16 protein-coding genes are annotated in these 16,202 nt (G+C 26.3%); 7 read left to right on the forward strand and 9 right to left on the reverse strand.

Annotation, left to right across the window (positions count from 1 at the left end; genetic code table 11):
* Window positions 1–98 precede the first annotated feature (98 nt).
* Window positions 99–524: a CBS domain-containing protein gene (locus K0039_RS02795; protein ID WP_026255010.1), complete on the reverse strand. Its 426-nt coding sequence runs from the start codon at window positions 522–524 to the stop codon at window positions 99–101.
* Window positions 525–673: 149 nt separating this feature from the next.
* Here K0039_RS02795 and K0039_RS02800 point away from each other — a divergent pair, with 149 nt between their 5' ends.
* On the forward strand, window positions 674–1,435 hold the full coding sequence (locus K0039_RS02800) for a hypothetical protein (protein ID WP_228103532.1): 762 nt from the start codon (window positions 674–676) through the stop codon (window positions 1,433–1,435).
* Window positions 1,436–1,540: 105 nt separating this feature from the next.
* Here the strand turns inward: K0039_RS02800 and K0039_RS02805 are convergent, their stop codons facing one another.
* A complete protein-coding gene (locus tag K0039_RS02805) occupies window positions 1,541–1,741 on the reverse strand; it encodes a cold-shock protein (protein WP_018589602.1) in 201 nt (66 codons plus the stop codon).
* A gap of 145 nt (window positions 1,742–1,886) precedes the next feature.
* Window positions 1,887–3,038: an amidase domain-containing protein gene (locus K0039_RS02810; RefSeq protein ID WP_228103533.1), complete on the reverse strand. Its 1,152-nt coding sequence runs from the start codon at window positions 3,036–3,038 to the stop codon at window positions 1,887–1,889.
* 221 nt (window positions 3,039–3,259) lie between these two features.
* On the opposite strand from K0039_RS02810, the gene K0039_RS02815 reads away from it, so the two are divergent.
* The 5 genes from K0039_RS02815 (at window position 3,260) to K0039_RS02835 (ending at window position 7,062) form a co-directional block, all read left to right on the forward strand.
* A complete protein-coding gene (locus tag K0039_RS02815) occupies window positions 3,260–4,078 on the forward strand; it encodes a pyridoxamine kinase (RefSeq protein WP_228103534.1) in 819 nt (272 codons plus the stop codon).
* Between the two features lie 87 nt (window positions 4,079–4,165).
* Window positions 4,166–4,486 (forward strand): YlbF/YmcA family competence regulator, encoded by a 321-nt coding sequence (locus tag K0039_RS02820; protein ID WP_228103535.1) that lies wholly within the window; start codon window positions 4,166–4,168, stop codon window positions 4,484–4,486.
* A gap of 139 nt (window positions 4,487–4,625) precedes the next feature.
* Complete coding sequence (locus tag K0039_RS02825; protein WP_228103536.1) at window positions 4,626–5,948, forward strand: aminotransferase class III-fold pyridoxal phosphate-dependent enzyme; 1,323 nt, start codon at window positions 4,626–4,628, stop codon at window positions 5,946–5,948.
* 19 nt (window positions 5,949–5,967) lie between these two features.
* Window positions 5,968–6,747: an aminotransferase class I/II-fold pyridoxal phosphate-dependent enzyme gene (locus tag K0039_RS02830; RefSeq protein ID WP_228103537.1), complete on the forward strand. Its 780-nt coding sequence runs from the start codon at window positions 5,968–5,970 to the stop codon at window positions 6,745–6,747.
* Entirely contained in the window at window positions 6,748–7,062 is a 315-nt protein-coding gene (locus K0039_RS02835; protein ID WP_228103538.1) for a hypothetical protein, read from the forward strand.
* A 42-nt stretch (window positions 7,063–7,104) separates the two neighbouring features.
* On the opposite strand, the gene K0039_RS02840 is transcribed toward K0039_RS02835, so the two are convergent.
* The 6 genes from K0039_RS02840 to K0039_RS02865 form a co-directional block, all read right to left on the reverse strand.
* Complete coding sequence (locus tag K0039_RS02840) at window positions 7,105–9,747, reverse strand: calcium-translocating P-type ATPase, PMCA-type (RefSeq protein WP_228103539.1); 2,643 nt, start codon at window positions 9,745–9,747, stop codon at window positions 7,105–7,107.
* 322 nt (window positions 9,748–10,069) lie between these two features.
* Complete coding sequence (locus tag K0039_RS02845; protein WP_228103540.1) at window positions 10,070–11,170, reverse strand: hypothetical protein; 1,101 nt, start codon at window positions 11,168–11,170, stop codon at window positions 10,070–10,072.
* A 158-nt stretch (window positions 11,171–11,328) separates the two neighbouring features.
* A complete protein-coding gene (locus K0039_RS02850; RefSeq protein WP_228103541.1) occupies window positions 11,329–12,330 on the reverse strand; it encodes a DUF4097 family beta strand repeat-containing protein in 1,002 nt (333 codons plus the stop codon).
* The gene (locus K0039_RS02855; RefSeq protein ID WP_228103542.1) at window positions 12,323–13,045 is read right to left on the reverse strand and encodes a DUF1700 domain-containing protein; all 723 of its coding nucleotides are present in this window, start codon (window positions 13,043–13,045) and stop codon (window positions 12,323–12,325) included. The genes K0039_RS02850 and K0039_RS02855 overlap by 8 nt, the downstream gene beginning before the upstream one ends.
* Entirely contained in the window at window positions 13,038–13,367 is a 330-nt protein-coding gene (locus tag K0039_RS02860) for a PadR family transcriptional regulator (RefSeq protein WP_228103543.1), read from the reverse strand. Before K0039_RS02860 ends, K0039_RS02855 begins: the two co-directional genes overlap by 8 nt.
* A 194-nt stretch (window positions 13,368–13,561) precedes the next feature.
* A complete protein-coding gene (locus K0039_RS02865) occupies window positions 13,562–14,896 on the reverse strand; it encodes a hypothetical protein (RefSeq protein ID WP_228103544.1) in 1,335 nt (444 codons plus the stop codon).
* Window positions 14,897–15,041: 145 nt separating this feature from the next.
* Here K0039_RS02865 and K0039_RS02870 point away from each other — a divergent pair, with 145 nt between their 5' ends.
* Window positions 15,042–16,157, forward strand: a complete 1,116-nt coding sequence (locus K0039_RS02870) for an MGDG synthase family glycosyltransferase (protein ID WP_228103545.1) — start codon at window positions 15,042–15,044, stop codon at window positions 16,155–16,157.
* The last annotated feature ends 45 nt before the right edge of the window (window positions 16,158–16,202 follow it).

A 16,202-nucleotide genomic window follows, 5' to 3' on the forward strand; every position in this document is an offset into this window, starting at 1 on the left:
TTAGATATTCTAGTAACTGGGTTAAAAAGTATTAACATATGTTCAAATAAAAAAATAGATAAACTTTATTAGAATTTATCTATTTCCTAAAACTATTTTTATATTTTTACAGTTTTATGTATTTTATCGTAACAATATTCAATAATCTCTTTTCGTTTTATTATCCCAATAAAAGTCTTATGGTCATCAATTACTGGAACAAAATTTTGATTTCTAGCCTTCGATATTAAGTCTTCAATATTTGCTTCCACACATACTGGCGCATTGTCCTTTCTTCTTTTTATTGTACTAATTGGCATATCTTCCAATGCTTTAAAATCTAGTGTCTTCTCTTGAAAATTGTCTTTTAATGTCCACAATAAGTCGCCTTCTGTTATAGTTCCTACATATTTCCCTTCACGAGTCAATATAGGGATAGATGAATATTTATGATACTCCATCTTTTCTAGAGTTTGTCTCAATGTATAGTCTTCATAAATAAAAGCCACTTCACTTTTTGGTGTTAAGAAAAACAATATATTCATTAACATTACACCTCCAAAATTAACTAGCTAATTATAAAAGGATTTCCCTTAATATTAATTTTACCATATTTACCTCATAATTAAAATTTATATTTTGAAATTCAATTTAAAGGGTATAAATATATCATTAACTTTTTGGGAGGCAGAAAATGAATTATCAATTAGAATTAGAAAATTACTTATATAAAATATACGATGAAAAAATTTATCAAATACTTGTAAAAGAAGACTTATCTAAATTAAAAAGCATGAATTTAAATGAAATTAAGTCTTTAATAAACTCAAATGAAGTTTATTTAGGCAGCGATTTATATGAATATATTGTAAATTTAATACCAGAAGGATTTAAAGGATACCTTTTAAGAGAAGCCATTTCAAAAAAACATAATCTTACTTATCCTCTACTTTATAATGAAGAGGGGCAACCATTAAGAGTTCATACTCATAATAGTTTTTCTACTATACTTTGGAAAGACTTTACTAATGAAACATTTATTAAAGATTTAAACAATAAATTTAGTTGTGAGGACTTTTATGATTATGTAAATAAAAATCTTGATATCATATATAACAATTTAATTAATAAAATTGAAATTTTTAAAAATGATAATGTTATTATTATACCTTATAAGAATAACAATTTAGTTAATACTGTGAAAGAAATGATTATAAGCAAAAAGCTAAATTTTTCTTATGCTTTATCTTTTGTAGATATGGATAAATTAAGAGAAGAAATGGAAGCCTTTGCTATTGATCTTTCTTACTACGATGAGTTTGATAAACTAGAAGACGATTTGGAAGAATGTTTAAATAAGTTTTTTAGATACAATGATAGTGAGTTGTATGATTTATTAATAAACAAAGAGAACTTTACTTTAATAGATAACGATAAATTAGTTAAGATAATCTAATTTATATAAAAAAAAAGCCACTTTAATAAGTGGCTTTTCTTTCACATATGACTAGCTATTACTAATATTTTGTTACTAATTAATACTAATATATATGAATTTTAATTATATTCTCACTACGTTAGCAGCTTGAGGACCTTTTGCACCTTCAACTACGTCAAATTCTACATTTTGTCCTTCTTCTAATGACTTGTATCCATCACCTTGTATTGCTGAAAAGTGTACGAAAACATCTCCTTCACCTTCTACAGATATAAATCCAAATCCTTTTTCGTTGTTAAACCATTTTACTACACCAGTTTTCATTTAATTAAATCCTCCTAAAAACACACTTTAATTTAGCTGCTTAAAAATGCAACTTTAACCTAACTTTAACATATATACATAGTTTTGTCAAACTTATTTGTTTCTATACTATATTTATAATTTTTTTATTATATAATTATATTTTTTAGTAATTTACTTTAATTAAATGAAATTTAATGGCCTTATCACTCCATCCTAAATCCCACGGAACTAGTAGTCTATCTGTATTATGACAAGTTACTAAAGGATATCCCTTTGAGTCAAATCCTGTCACAGTAGAAACATGAGTTATTCTTCCTTTTTTCTCATATCCAACAAAATCTCCAGGTGTTAAGTTGTAAGCCTCTTTGTATACTTCTTCATAACTTCCTTTAGAAATATAACTTCCTCTTCCACTGTTTACTATATAGTTTTTAAACCCTTGTGCATTTACCCAAGCTTTTGTTGCACTACCACTATCATAATTCCAAATTTCATTTTTCTTGAACTTGCCACTCTCATACATTATTTGTGATGCAAAATTGGCACAATCTCCACCATCACCATTAAAATCACGATACTTTGTATTAAACTTTAATCCAAACTCTTCATCAGCAGCAGCTCCACAATATCTATGTGCATAATCTATAGCTTTTTCTTGCTCTTTTGTTAACTGTGGATGAATTTCTTCGTGATTTATAATATAGTTCTTTATATCGTCAGATTTAATATTCTCTAAATTTAAAGAATCAGCAAAAGGGTCTGTATACCATTCCTTTGTAATTATATAGTTTCCATCTTTTATTTTTACATGAAGGTAATGATATGTACCTATTCTAAACATATTTGTTTTATCTGGATCATTTTCATAAGAATATTTATATTCTGTAGATACATCACAAATAATTCCGTATAGATTTTTTTCCCTTTCCCTCATTTTTTTTATTTTAACTTTTGTTTTTATATTGTTAAAATTTACTCCTTGTTTACTTGACCAGTTTTCTAAGTACTTCATTTTTTTTACTTCTTGCTCATATGCCCAAAGCCCAAACTTTATATTAGTATCATAAATACCTTTTAATATATCTTCATTTTTATCTAAGATTGCTTTGTTTCTATAATCAAAAAGATTTTCCAAAAGTACAGTATATTGTTCACTTATTTCCTTTGGATGTTCATCACTATTATAAGCTTCTCTTACCAATGCTTCTTCTTTGCATAGATTATTAAGTTTATAATTAAAAATAAATGCAAAAAATAAAACCAAGGACAAAGTAAATATTATATACTTAATATACTTATTTTTGGCTACGTTCAAGCATTACACCTCCCAATAAAAAATACATCAATTTTTGATTTAATTTTAGTATGTCCAAATAGTTATAAATAATTTTAGGATTATTTTCAAATTTGTAGATAAAATTGTATTAATACACTTTTTATTTTCTGATTAATGTATAAAATCTTAACAATTTTCTATTTTTTATAGTAATATAAAACTGTATGATAATTTTATTGCTTTAAATTGGAGGTTTATATATGTTAAGAAAAGTAGCTGCCATAAATGATTTATCTGGTATTGGAAAATGTTCTCTAACTGTTGCTATTCCCATATTATCAGCTTTAAAAGTACAATGCTGTCCATTTCCTACAGCTATTTTATCAAGCCAAACTGGTTTTAGTGAATATACTTTTTTAGATTTAACTGACGAAATGAAAAAATACTCAAATACTTGGAAAAGCTTAAATTTGGAAATAAATACTATATGTAGTGGATTTTTGGGTTCCATAGATCAAATAGATATCGTAAGTAATTTTATTAAAGAAAATCCTAGGTCTTTTGTTATTGTTGATCCAGTTCTTGGTGATGATGGTTTACTATATCCAATATTCAATGAAAAGACATGTGAGGAAATGAAAAATTTAGTTATACATTCAAATCTAATTACACCAAATATAACTGAAGCTTGTTTATTGTTGAATAAAGAGTTTCGAAAAGATTTTAGTGAAAAAGAAATTATAAATATAGCTAAAGATTTAAGTGATTTAGGGCCTGAGAAAGTAATTATAACTGGTATAATTAGAAATGAAATGATTTACAACTTATCTTATGATAGAAAAACTGATAAATCCTTTACATACGGACTTAAATATGATAAATGTTCTTATAGTGGTACTGGTGATATTTTTGTTTCAATAATATGTGGGCTTATAACTAATAATTATGATTTAGATTTTGCAGTAAAAACAGCATCTGATTTTATATACAAATGTGTTTCTTATACCTCTAGGTATGAAAACGATAGAAATCAAGGAGTTATGTTTGAAATGTTTTTAAATGATTTAACTTCAATTTAATAAAAAATCTAAATATTAATGGAAATTTATTCTATATCTTCCTTTAAACTTATAAAATATAATATAGGACTAAAGGAGGATATTTTTATGGATATAAATCAAAAATCTAAAGAACTTGCTTATTATATTAAAGGTACTAGAGAGTTTAAAACAATGAATAGATGTAAAGAGGAACTTGAAAGAAATAAGTCTTTAAAAAGACATCTAGATGCATATTTAAATAAAAAAAATCAAATTTATTCTAGATATAAAATTGATGATGCAAATAAAAGAATTTCCAAACTTGATAAAGAATATATTAATTTCTTCAACGATCCTCTTGTAACAAATTACATGAATAGTACTAATGAATTTAATTCTATGATGAAAAAAATTTATTCATCAATAGAAAGTGAGCTCTTAAAATAAATTACATTTCTAATATATAAAACTTCCATATAATCATATGGAAGTTTTAATATTTTATTTACTTTCATAAATATAAGGAATTATGATTTATGTAATATGTTATCATTATATATTTTTAATTTGTTAGGGGTGAAATACAATGAATTTTACTAATAAAGATATTTGTGAGAGAGAAAAAAAGGTTTTATCAAGTATTCAAAAACTACCTTATTGTCCCATAGCTATAAAAAATGGAAAAGGAGCTTTACTTTATGACTATGATGGAAATGAATATATAGACTTTCTATCAAGTGCTTCTTCTTCAAATATAGGCCATGGTAATAAAGAAATTACCCAAGCTGTAAAAAATCAAATGGATAAAATTACACAATATACTATTGCTTATTTCACTTGTGAGCCACCAGTAATTCTTGCAGAAAAAATAATAAATTTAGCTCCTGGAGATAACAATAAAAAAGTTCTTTATAGTACTAATGGCTCAGAGTCTATAGATGCAGCCATAAAATTATCAAAAGGATATACTGGTAGAAATAAAATCATATCCTTTTATGGAGCTTATCATGGAAGTACTTATGGGTCCCTTTCAATTTCTGCCATAAGTTTAAATATGAGAAAAAAAATAGGTTCTCTTTTACCCGATATTTATCATTTTAACTATCCTATTTGCATTAAATGTCCCTATGGTAAAAATGAAGCTGAATGTAACCTGGAGTGTTTTGAAGAAATAAAAAGTGCTTTTCAAATGTATTTACCTGCTGATGAAGTAGCTGCAGTATTTTTTGAGCCTATTGCCGGTGACTCTGGTATTATTGTTCCACCAAGAAGATACGTAGAAAATTTATATAAATTATGTAAAGAGAATAATATACTATTTGTTGTTGATGAGATTCAACAAAGCTTAGGTAGATGTGGTTATTGGTTTTCTATAGAGCATTTCAATATTGAACCTGACTTAATTGTTATGGGCAAATCTTGTGGCGGAGGTTTACCTTTAGGTATAGTAATTGGTAAAGGTGAAATTATGGAGTGTTTAAATGCTCCTGCTCATGCATTTACTCTTTCTGGAAATGCTACAGTGTGTGTTGCAGCCTTAAAAATGATTGAAATATTTGAACGAGATAATATTATTGAACAAGCTAAAGAAAAAGGTTCTTATTTAATAGATAAATTGAATCACTTAAAAGATAAGTATCCTAATGTCATAAAAGATGTGCGTGGTTTAGGCTTATCTATCGGCGTTGACTTACCCGACAAACTTGCTACAAAGAAAATATGCTATCAATGCATCAAAAATGGTCTACTACTTATATCCTTAGGTGAAAATACTCTTAGAATTCAACCACCTTTAATTATTAATAAAACGCAACTAGACAAATCTATTGAAATATTAGAAAATTCTATCAATGATTTCATCAAAGGAAAAATCAGCGATGATGCTTATATTTTTATAAATGGATGGTAAGTAAAAATGAGGTTAATATTTGAATTATAAAGTTAGCAGGTGCATTGTTGAAGAAACTTTTTTATCTTATGCTAAAGAAGAAAATTTATCTGAAATATGCATAGATTGCTATGGTGGAATAAATAATATTACTTTTTCGACAAATGTTAAAAATGCTTTTGAAAAATTAAACTACTCTGCCTTAAAAAATTATCCTCGTGGAAATTCTCTTAAAGAATCTATAAAGAGTTATTGGAGTCGTCGGGTTGACTTAAGCTTTAATAATATTATATTAACCGAAGGCTCTATTAACGGAATATATTTATGTAATAAATTATTTTTGAAACCTGATGATAATGTTTTAGGATATACTCCTCAATTTCCCGAATATGCCATGGATGTTAAAATGCATGGAGGAAATTTTAATTACTATGCTTTAAAAGAGGAAAATAACCATGTTTTTAATGAAAATGAATTTATAAAACTTATAAATAAGACTCACAAATTAATATATTTAGACAATCCAAATAATCCCACAGGACAAATTATTTCACTTAAACAAATTGAAAAAATAATTAAACTATCAAAAAATCATGACATAGTTGTTATAGTCGATGAAGCTTATGGTGATTATATGAATACAGAAAATTCTGCAATAAACTTAATAAACAAATATGATAATATAATCATACTTAAAACGTTTTCTAAGTTTTTTGCTTTGGCAGGAATTAGAGCTGGTTATATGATAGTCCCAAATAATTTCTATAATCTTATAAATAAAATTTCTAATCCTTATTGTATTAATGAAATTGGGCGATAAATGGCTTCTATAGCATTAAATGATAATAATTTTATAAAAGAAACCCTAGATATAAATAAAAAGATTAAATCTTATTTTTTTAAGTCATGGAAAAATCTCATAATCTCACACACTGATAAAACAGTTTCCATTTTTTTATTGCATCACAAAAATCCAAATATAAACCTTGAAAAAGAATTTGCCAAGTTTAATGTTGTTGTAGTAAATGGTTGTGGCTATATAGGTTTAGGTGAAAATTATGCAAGACTAAGAATCCCAAAAGAAAAAGATTTAGAAAAAGTATTACTAGCTTTTGAATATATTGATAAGTTATAAATATGTAAAAAAGGAACTGTAAAATACAGTTCCTTTCTATCATTATTTTGATTCATATCCTCTTTGGAAAAACTTAACTAATTCTACTATAGGTATTACTGTAAATGATATTAAAAGAGATACACCATATTCCATAATTGATATACTTTCCAATCCAAAAGCATTTGACAAGAATGGTATATAAATTACTGCAAGAGTAAGTAAAAGTGATAATATCATTGCACCCCATAAAAACTTATTTTGAGATTTTATAGTAAATACAGAATTTCTTCTAGATCGAAGGTTAAATGAGTGGAATATCTCTGCCATTGACATAGTTAAAAATGCCATTGTCATTCCATCAGCACTATTTACAAACTCCCACATTCCACTTTCCATATAGTGACCAACTACATATGCCACTATAGTTATTATGGCTATCATAAATCCTTGCCATATTATATCAATATTTACTCCATCAGCAAATATGCTTTCTTTTGAATTTCTAGGTGATCTTTTCATTATGTCATCTTCTGCTTTTTCTGTTCCAAGAGCTAAAGCAGGAAAGCAATCCGTAATTAAGTTAATCCATAATAAATGAACAGGTTTTAAAATGACAAACCCTACTAAAGTTGCAAAGAATATAGCTACAACTTCACTTAAGTTGGATGATAATAAAAACTGTATAGATTTTCTAATATTATCATAAATTCTTCTACCTTCTTCTACTGCATGAACTATTGTAGCAAAATTATCATCAGCAAGAACCATATCCGATACGTTTTTTGTAACATCTGTCCCCGTTATACCCATACCCACACCTATATCTGCGCTTTTTATGGCTGGAGCATCATTCACTCCATCTCCTGTCATAGCAGAAATTTTTCCTTTTTTCTTCCATGTGTTTACTATTCTAACTTTATGTTCTGGCTGAACTCTAGCATATACTGAATATTTTTCTATACTTTTTTCAAACTCTTCATCACTAATTTCATTAAGCATTGCACCTGTTATAGCTTCACTACTATCTTTTATTATTCCTAGTTCCATGGCTATGGCAACTGCTGTATCTTTATGATCTCCTGTAATCATAATAGGTCTAATTCCTGCACTATTACATTCTCTTATAGCATCTACTACTTCTTCCCTTACTGGGTCTATCATTCCTGTAAGACCTACAAATATAAGATTATTTTCTAATGCTTCACTAGTAATCTCTTTTGGTACTTCTTCATAATATCTTATAGCAGAACATAAAACTCTAAGAGCTTTATCAGCCATATCTTTATTTTCTTTAATTATTTTATTTCTAATTTCTTCACTTAAATCTTCTATTTTGTTATTTATTAATATCTTATTGCAACGTTTTAATATTACATCAGGAGCTCCTTTTGTGTATTGTACATAATTATCTTTGTTTTCATGAATAGTAGTCATCATTTTTCTGTTTGAATCAAAAGGTAGTTCCTTAACACGAATTTCATTTTTTACTAAATCATTTTTATTTAAGCCTAATTTATATGCATAATTGACTAAAGCACACTCTGTAGGTTCTCCTATAGCTTTTTTACTGTCTTCATCTAGTGCTGCATCGCTACAAAGTGCCATGGATTTAGTCAAAAGTTTTTCATCTTCTCCATAATATTTAACTACTGTCATCTTATTTTGAGTTAAGGTTCCTGTTTTGTCTGAACAAACAATTTGAGCACATCCTAAAGTTTCTACTGCAGTTAATTTTCTTATAATAGCACTTTTCTTAGACATATTTGTAATTCCAATAGCTAAAACTATTGTGACAACAGTAGCTAAACCTTCTGGTATAGCTGCTACTGCCAAACTTACAGCAACCATAAATGTATCTATAAATACTTCACCGCTTAAATTAGGATAAGATTTCCCAAGGGTAAACAAAAATATAAAAATACATATTCCTATAACTAAAAAGCTAAGAGTTTTGCTAAGTTGGCTTAGTTTAACTTGTAAAGGAGTTTGACTTTCTTTTGTATTAGAAAGTACATTAGCTATTTTTCCCATTTCTGTATTCATTCCTGTGGCTGTTATTACAACTTTCCCACGACCATAAACAACTGAACTTCCCATATACACCATATTTTTTCTATCACCTAAAGATATATCTTTTTCACCAGATGATAATGACAATGTGTCATTATGCTTTGTAACTGCTACAGATTCTCCTGTTAGTGCAGCTTCTTCAATTTTTAAACTAGCACTTTCTATAATTCTTCCATCTGCTGGTACTGCATCTCCTGCTTCTAATAAAATTATATCTCCTGGAACAACTTCTTCACTTTTAGTTATTAATTGTTTATTATTTCTTATTACTTTACATGTTGATGCAGTCATACTTTGCAAAGCTTCTATAGCTTTTTCTGATTTGTTTTCTTGATATACTCCAAGTATGCCATTGATTATTACTACTGCAAATATTATAAAAACATCTGTAAAAGATTCATTAGCATAAGCTGCCGTTATACCCGATATTATAGCTGCTACAATAAGAATAATCGTCATTGGATTAGTTAATTCTCTCAAAAATTTTACAATTATTGGTGTCTTTTTACCTTCTTCAAGTTTATTAAATCCATTTTCCTTCAATCTAATTTTACTTTCGTCTTCGCTTATTCCTCCAAAACTAGATCCTAATGAATTTAATATTTCTTTGTAACCAGTCAAATATTCTCTCATTTTGTTACCTCCTTCTTATTATTATGAATATAAAAAATGAGACCTATGCATAGAAAAATCTATACACAAGTCTCATTCATTAAGGTAAACCAGACTGAATTTTCAGCCAAGATGTTGACTTACCTCGCATATACTGCGGAATTACTCCCTCGTGGATTAATTTATTTTAATAATATATTTATAGTATAGTATATTATAATTGTATTTAATTTAGAATAAATTTACATAAGTTTTTTTATTATTTTACACAAAGTTAACATCTTTATATTATGTAAAAAGGTAGAACTAAAAGCTCTACCTTCTCCCCCCTATTTATTTGACCTTATTTATTATAAGGCATTTGCTGCATCATTTGCTGCATATACATATAATAATTCATCCACATCTCATCATGTTGATTAGTATAAGGAGACATATTAGAATTATCTAATGATGGATATTTATTAGTAAAATTTCCCATGCATTGCATTGGTGCCATATTATACATCGGACTTACATAAGTTGAACATGAATTTTCAAAAGAACAATCATTGTCCATATCCACATAAATTATTTCATCGTAACATTTACATGTCTTTTCTACTATAGTTTCACAAGTATTTTTGCAAGGTTTTTTACATCCACACGATGGCATTGAAGGCATAGCTGGCATACTAGTTCCCATATCCATTTTAGGTTGTACTGATTGATTTGATACACAATTATTTTCACAATTTTGTAGTTTATTACCACATTTATCTAGCATCTCTTCACATTTCTTAGACTTACCTTCATATTCTTTTATCTTATCACCTGCTGTTTTATAACATTCTAATGCTTTTTCATCATATTTTAATGCCTGATTATATAAACATTTAGCTTTATCATTATAGCTTTCTGCTTTTTCATATAAACATTTAGCTCTTTCACAATTATCTTTAGCTTCTCTTTCTATACACTCTGCTTCTTTTTTTAAAGCTTTTGCTTTTTCACACAATTCCTGTGCTCTTTGCATTAATTCTTTTGCTTTACATTCATCATTTCTAGCTTGATTTTCACTTTTGTTTGCATTTTGTAATAAATTACATGCCTTTTGTGATAATAGTTTAGCACTCTTTTCACATTCCTTAGCTTGGTTAAATGTTTGTGTTGCATCTACTTCATATTTGCAAGCCTTCTCAAATAATTCTTCTGCCTTTTTAGCTAGCTCCACACATTTATCTACACAAGTTATCTCATAATCCCCACAAGGGCACTCTACATAAGAAGCTATTGGTTTCTTTTCAGTAGGACATGGTTTACAGGATGAAATAGGTGTACATTCTACTATAGTTTCGCAAGGTTTGCAAACCTCACATTTTTTAGTAGTCTTTACAATTTCAACTGGTTTACAAGCTTCATTTTGAGGAGCGCAAGAACAAGATTGTTTCTTCTTTTTTTTCATAATAAGTCAAACTCCTTTTGTTGTTTTTATTCCATAAGCCCTAAAACTTATGTTACTTAATATAATTATATGAAAAGCCTGTAATGTGGTTACTTATTGTAATATAAAAAAACAATACAAATAGGCTTTACTTGTATTGTTTGAGTTTAAAAATATTTTTAATTGAAATATACACTTGTTGCTTGAATATTTACTTTATATTCATTTTCTAAATCTTTATTTATAGTTTTTCTTAATTCTTTTAGGTCATAATCTTTTTCATTATCAAAATCTCTTTGTAAAAATTTATTTAAATCAATATTTTCATAAGCTTTTACGTCAAATTTGAATTTATATCTATCAAGAGGAAGATTTAGATTAACCTCTGACTTATATCCATCTATACTAAGATTTTTACTTATTGGTAAATTTGACTCTATATTAATATTATTATTATCTAAATTGTTACATTTTATAGTAACTTTATTAGGTAGATACTTTTCAATATCCTCTAAGTTATATTTATCACTTTCTATATAAACATCACCACTATAAATATTTACTTCTTTTATGCCTAATATTTCTCCAAGTTGAAGTGATACATAATTTTGTGAGCTTATACTTAATTTATTTAAATTTTTAACTTCATTAGGTAGTGATAAAGATCCACTATATGTGTCAAAGGAAAATTCATTTAAAAATATATCATTTTCTATAATTAATGCTCCACTTTTACTTGTAACTTTTAAATTCACATCTTTGGGAACGTATATCATTATCATGTTCGTATGGTTAGAAAATACATTTTCTAGAAGCTTAGAAGTAAAATCATCTATGCTTTTAATTTTATTCATAGATAAATTTTTATCCACTTCTTTAACTGATAGTGTTTTATCATTATCTCTAACCTGTACATCCATATTTTCATAAAGCCCTCTAGATTTAACTACTACCTTATCTGTATTACTTTTCACAATTTTTGTATTAACATAATTAGTGTTTATATTTAACTCATCTACATCTATACTTTTTTCATATATTGTATTTTCCATATTCACTTGTTCATCAAAATCTTGTAATTTATTTATAAAATAAGGCATAGAGAAAAAACCTGACCAAACAGTTCCAATTAATCCTACTATAATTAAAACTATGGCAAATATTGATAGTTTTTTATTCATTATCTCTGCCTCCTTTATCTTCTTCCATATTTATATTTCCTTTTGACTCATTTGCATTGATATATATTTTTCTTGTTTTAATCCAGTGGTTATATGTTTTATAAGTTTTCTTCATATATTTAACTATAAATATGAATATTTGCCATGCAAGAATTTGAAATCCTATAAAGGCAATTGACAAAAAAATAAAGAAAAATGCTATTTGTGGTGCAGACCAAGAAAAACTAATCATTAGTGGTATTGCTATAAAAAAAGTAATTAAAGATAAAGATAACATGCCTGCTATAAATGCCATAAAACATACAACCATAAAAGCAGGTACAATTAATACTAAAGATAACAAAGTCAAAATTACTCTCACACCTTTATTTGATAATGAATTATTATTATTTAAACTGGGTGTTAACTTTTCATCTAAAAAATCTTTAAATTTAAAACAATATTCTTTCATTTTTCTTTTATATTTAATAAATATATCTTCTATTTTATCTTTTTTATTAATTTTACTTTCATCATCTTTGGTTTGATTAGTTAAGTCTCTAACTATTAATTTGGGTGAACCAAGAGCTGCAATAGTCTCCAAATCACTTTTTCCTTCTATTTCGCCATTTACAAAATACTCTTCATAGTCTCTTATTATGTCATTAATTTCATCTTCTGAAAAATCTTTTTTTAAATAATCTCTTAAAATATCTAAAAACTCTTTTCTATTCACAGTCTGTACCTCCTTCATCATTCAAAATCAAACTTACTGCACTTACAAAATCATTCCATTCATTAATCATTTTATTTAAATAATCTTTTCCAGTAGTTGTTATTTTGTAATATTTCCTAGCTGGGCCCTCATTTGATTCTAGTATATATGCCTCAAAAAACTCATCTTTTGTTAATCTTCTTAATATAGGATATATAGTCCCTTCATTAACATTAATAACTTTTGATATATTTTGCACTATTTCATATCCATACATATCCTTCTTACTTATTAGAGCTAGGACACATATTTCCAGTACACCTTTTCTAAACTGGGTATTCATATGTCTTCTCCTTTCAATTTTTTACAAATAAATTATTAACTATAACGCAGCTACTGTGTATAAAACAATACTATGTTAAACTTATTATTTGTTAATATTAGCATAGTACTGTGTAAAGCACAATAGATGTTTTATTAAGATTTACTTACAAAAAAATTACAAGTTATTTCACTTGTAATTTTAATCTTATTAAGTTAAAGTACATATCCTAAATAAAAATTATATGAAACAAAGAAAATAAAGAGCATTATTAAGAATCTTTCAATTGCTACTAAAAATAGTTCAACAATATTTAAATCAATTATTGATGTTTTAATAAAAGGTATTAAAAAACTCACACTTATACATTGAAGACTTATAAATAACCCTATCATTATCCTGCTTAAATAATAAGTGTTATTATTTATGAATTTTATCGCCAAAATGTTATTAAAAAAGTTTAAATTAACTATTTTAGATATTAATACACTGTTTGGAACATTGAGTTTTGTAATGATAATACAAATAAAGTTGTTTATTATACCCATTACAAAGGTTATATTATACACAATATTTCCTATAAAAAAAATAATTATAATTATAGGAATTAGGTCCATCAATATATATATTACATCATTTAAATATGCCAAAGATAAACTAATAAATTTTTTATTGGTTTTATTTTCATAATATTTTTTAACTGCTATATTTAGCTTATGCTTTTTACAATTAACATTTTTATGACCAGATTTAAAATAATAGCTTTGTTTTTTCTTCTTTAAAGGATAAAGCCTACTTATGATAACATTGCATATAACTAAAACTATCATTTCAATGATTAAAAATTTACCCATATTTATATCTATCTTGTTGCATAAATCACTAGTTAAACTTAATGATAAAACTGAGAAGTTTAAAATTGTAATCACACACTCTCTTTCTCGAAGTTTTCCAGCCTTATAAAGGCTATACGTGACAAAAGCCCCACATACATTATCTACTAAGAAATACACTAAAAAATTTAAAAATACCTTTCCACTTACTCTAAATAGTTTCTTCATAATTTTATGAGTAAAAGCTTCTGTAATTTCAACTAATCCATAATCTAATAAAAGCGGCATAAATAAAGATGCAATAGGAAGAACGATACTTAAATTTAATATTAAATCTTTTAAAATAAATATAAAACTGTCGTCTATAAAAAAAATTTTGCCTTTTCCAACTGATATAAAAACAAGTATTATTAGACTAAATATTTTTGTAAATACTAAAAATTTGTTTATGCTTGATTTGTTTACATTTATTATATTTTTCAAAATAGATAATGAAATAAAAAACAGAATGCTTATATTTATAAATATGGATGCTTTATTCTCTAAAAAATAAGACATATGATATAATAATGTTTGAGTTTGGTTATTAATTTTTATAGGTATGAAAAAAATAATTATGCCTATTAGTGAAAATACATATATTTTTATTTTTTTTAATAAATCTTTACCATTACGCGAGTTATTTTTATTATAACTACCATGCTTAATATCTTCCATAATTTCACCTCTTTTTCTATGTTTTACATAAGAGGTTAACTTTCCTTTATAATTTTAAAATTTATTATCAAAATCATTGTCATTGATTATAATTAAATACAAAGGTATAATACTATAAAAGAAACTTTCTTTTCGAGGTGATATTTTGAATGAAACAGAGAATAAAAAAACTATACTAATATTAACAGCTCAGTTTGGTGCTGGTCATATTAGTGCAGCAAAGGCTATAAAAGAATATATTCAAGAAGAAGATGATAATATAAATATTTTAATAGAAAATTTTATTAGTGCAAGCGTTCCTCGTATAAATAAACCTATGGTAAAAATGTACGAAAGCAATACTAAGTATGTTCCTGGACTATATAATTATTACTATTATATAAAAAAATCTTTTGATGCTAAATACGATATATCTTATAAAATATATATGCCAAAACTTGCTGAATACATAAAAAGCATTGATCCAGATTTAATTATTTCAACATTTCCATGTGCCGCAGCATGTGTAAATGATTTTAACTCAAAACATCCACACAAAAAAATACCGTCTATAACTGTAATAACTGATGTAGTAGATAGCTTAGAATGGATATTTAAAACAACGGATATGTATTTTGTGCCATCCTATGAAATAAAAAATAGATATGTACAAAAAGGCTTAGATCCTAGTATCTTTAGAGTTACAGGTGTTCCTGTAAGTAAAAACTTCATTTGCGATAAAAAAATGCGTAGTGATAAAGTTAGACTACTTCTTATAGGTGGCGGTCGAGGTTTATTTGATTTTGATGAAAGTTTTATGCACTGGCTTGATGATTACTTAAATGAATATAACGATGTACTAGATGTAACTATAGTCACTGGTAGCAATAAAAAACTATACGATACCTTAACTATAAAAAAACCTCTTCAAAATATTGATGTAAGAGGATTTGTTACTAACATGCCTGACTTATTAAAGAATTACGATTTAATGTTAACTAAATCTGGTGGCGCAACATTATTTGAGGCAATTAGCTCAAATACTCCAGTAATAGTAAAAAATCCAAAAGTTGGTCAGGAAATAGAAAATGCTAAATTTATCAGAGATAAGGGAATAGGTATTTTATATGATAACGATGAAGATTTAAAAGATTTAATAAAAGATTTATTAAACAATAAATTGGATTCAAGAGTTGAATTTATGGATGAAAATATTACTTATTTCAAAAAAAGCATACATCCTGATAAAATAAGTGATTATGTTTTTGAACTTCTTAAATAACAAAAAAATCATGTTTGCATATTCAAACATGATTTTTTAATGCTT

The organism is Terrisporobacter mayombei (assembly GCF_020748465.1).
In the GTDB taxonomy this organism is placed as follows: Bacteria; Bacillota; Clostridia; order Peptostreptococcales; family Peptostreptococcaceae; genus Terrisporobacter; species Terrisporobacter mayombei.